The sequence below is a fragment of the Candidatus Methylomirabilota bacterium genome (genome assembly GCA_036005065.1).
Taxonomy (GTDB): domain Bacteria; phylum Methylomirabilota; class Methylomirabilia; order Rokubacteriales; family DASRDR01; genus DASYQW01.
Map to the genome: position 1 here is coordinate 1 of DASYQW010000025.1, position 2,649 is coordinate 2,649.

The 2,649-nt window shown below is 70.6% G+C and carries 2 protein-coding genes; one reads left to right on the forward strand and one right to left on the reverse strand.

Annotation, left to right across the window (positions count from 1 at the left end):
* Window positions 1-97 precede the first annotated feature (97 nt).
* Window positions 98-1,231: an IS110 family transposase gene (locus tag VGW35_01210; GenBank protein ID HEV8306257.1), complete on the forward strand. Its 1,134-nt coding sequence runs from the start codon at window positions 98-100 to the stop codon at window positions 1,229-1,231.
* A gap of 578 nt (window positions 1,232-1,809) precedes the next feature.
* Here the strand turns inward: VGW35_01210 and VGW35_01215 are convergent.
* Window positions 1,810-2,649: enoyl-CoA hydratase (locus tag VGW35_01215; protein ID HEV8306258.1), on the reverse strand; the 840-nt coding region annotated here is incomplete at its 5' end.

Genomic DNA, 2,649 nt, shown 5'->3' on the forward strand with positions numbered 1-2,649 from the left:
CTAGTCATAATGGAATGACCGGCTCCGATCGCAATGCGTAGGTTACGCTGCGAGCGGAGACCCGTAGCGCAGAGCTACATACGAAAGGAGCCGGTCTATGACTAAGAGTACACGATTCGTGGGCCTGGATGTTCACGCGGCGACGATCGCGGTGGCGGTGGCCGAGCCAGACGGCGAGGTCCGCGCGATCGGCACCATCCCCAATGAGCCAGACGCGGTGCGCCGGCTGGTGAAGAAGCTCGGGCCGGCCGAGCGGCTGCGGGCCTGTTACGAGGCCGGCCCGTGTGGCTACCCCCTCTACGGGCAGCTGACGCAGCTGGGCGTCGACTGCCACGTGGTGGCGCCCACTCTCGTGCCGGTCAAGGCCGGCGACCGGGTCAAGACCGATCGCCGCGACGCCGCCCGGCTGGCGCGGAGTTTCCGCAGCGGGGATCTGACCCCGGTGTGGGTGCCGGACCCCGCCCACGAGGCGCTGCGCGACCTGGTCCGCGCCCGCGAAGCCGCCAAGAAGGACCAGCGGCGCGCCCGGCATCGGCTCCAGAAGTTCCTGCTGCGGCACGGGCACCGGCCCCCGGCCGGGACAACGGCCTGGACCGAGCGGCACCGCCGGTGGCTCGCCGCGCTGCGGTTCGAGCACCCCGCCCAGGAGGCGACCCGGCTGGACTACCTGACCGAGGTGGAGCACGCCCGGGACCGGATCGGCCGGCTGGAGCGAGCCATCGACGAGGCCGTGGAGACCGCTCCGGCGTCGGTGCGCGCCGTGATCGAGGCGCTGCAGGCGCTGCGCGGCATCGCCAAGGTGTCGGCGGCCACGGTCGTGGCGGAGGTCGGCCTACTCTCCCGCTTTGGCCGCGCTCGGCGGCTGATGGGTTATAGCGGTGCGGTGGCCAGCGAGCATTCCAGCGGGCCGCGGATCCGGCACGGGCGCATTACGAAGACCGGGAACGCGCATCTGCGCCGGATCGTCGTGGAGGCCGCCTGGGCCTATCGCCACCGCCCGGGGATCGGCCCGGCCCTGCGCCAGCGCCACGCCGGCCTGAGCGAGGAGGTCAAGGCGATGGCCTGGAAGGCGCAGCACCGCCTCCATCAGCGCTATCGGCGGTTGCTGGGCCGAGGCAAGACGAAGCAGCAAGTCGTCACCGCCGTTGCTCGCGAGCTCCTCGGCTTCATCTGGGCGATCGGCGTGGCCGTCGAGGCGCAGCACCCCGGGGTCTGGCCGCGGGTGGCATAGGCCCCGGCCGCCGGGGACGAATTAACGAGGAAGGGCATGACGCCGGGCGGGCAGCGGTCGAGGCGGCCACGGAAAGGAGAGCCCTCGAGCACTCCTATGCGGCCGGCCCTTGGCTGGACCCGCGACTCTAGTCCGAGGCAGCTCCCGACGGATCACGACCATGACGGCGAGCCCTGGGCTCGATCCGCGAATATCAGAGTGATCAACCGTCGCAGGCGCTGCTTCGACCGCTGCCCCTCCGGCATCATGAAGGGGAACCGTGGAACAGGCGCGCGACAAACAACTTGACAGGTCATTCCATATCAGGAGCGTGTCGGAGTAACGACGCGCAACGGATCGCCTAACCGTTCACGGTTGGTGTTCCGCTCCGAGCGCGGGCTTTGCCCGCGCAAACGACTCTTGGGGGTGGGACTGGGAGGGGGCCGTCGAGGCCCCCTCCCATGATCTAGGAGCCTGTCGGAGTAACCCGGCAACTCGCCCCGAGCGCGGGCCGCGTCGGGCAGCGCTCCGAGCGGCGGCTGTGCCGCCGCAACCGAGGGGGGGCATCGGGGGGTCTTCCGAGACCCCCCCGAAATGACCTAGCGGCCCTCGAACTTCGGCGCGCGCTTCTCGAGAAACGCCGCGACACCCTCGGCGTGATCGCGGGTCTGACGGACGATGGACATGTGAGAGGACACCAGGTCCAGGTGGGTCCGCAGATCGAGCCGGGCGCTCTGGTAGACGAGCCGCTTGATCATCCGGATGGCGACCTGGGGACCGTCGGCGATCCGCCGTGCCAGCTCGTAGGTGACCGGGCGAAGCTCCTCGGCGAGCGCCACCCGGTTGACGATCCCCAGCCGCAGGGCCTCGGCGGCGTCGACGAACGCCCCGCTCCAGAACAGCTCCAGGGCCTTGGCCGGGCCGACCAGCCGGGGCAGGAAGTAGGTGTCCCCGTCGCCCGGCACCAGGCCCACCCCCACGTACCCCGTGGAGAACTTCGCGTCGGCCGACGCGAAGCGGACGTCGCACATGAGGGCCATGCCCATCCCGGCCCCCACCGCCGGCCCGTTCACCATCGCGATCACGGGCTTGTCCACCGCCTCCAGCGTCTTCGGGATGCGATGAACCTGCTCCCACAGCTCGTTCTTGAGCTCGAGGGCGGCGCCCTTCGCCTCTCCCATCCGCCCGACGTCGCCGCCCGCGCAGAAGGCGCGACCCGCCCCGGTGAGGACGACCACGTGCACGGCGTCGTCCCGCTGGGCCTGGACGAGCGCGTCGACCCAGGCGTCGAGCATGGGCCGGGTGAAGGCGTTGAGCTTCTCGGGGCGGTTCAGGGTAATGGTCGCGATCCGGTCGGCGACGTCGTAGCGCAGCTCGTCCATGGTCAATCCCTCTCTCAGATCAGCCGGTGGGGCATCGGCACCGGTCCCTCGAAGCGG

Bases quoted from the DNA above. Each gene is read 5' to 3' on its own strand.
- VGW35_01210 (HEV8306257.1), top strand. From the start codon at position 98: ATGACTAAGAGTACACGATTCGTGGGCCTGGATGTTCACGCGGCGACG.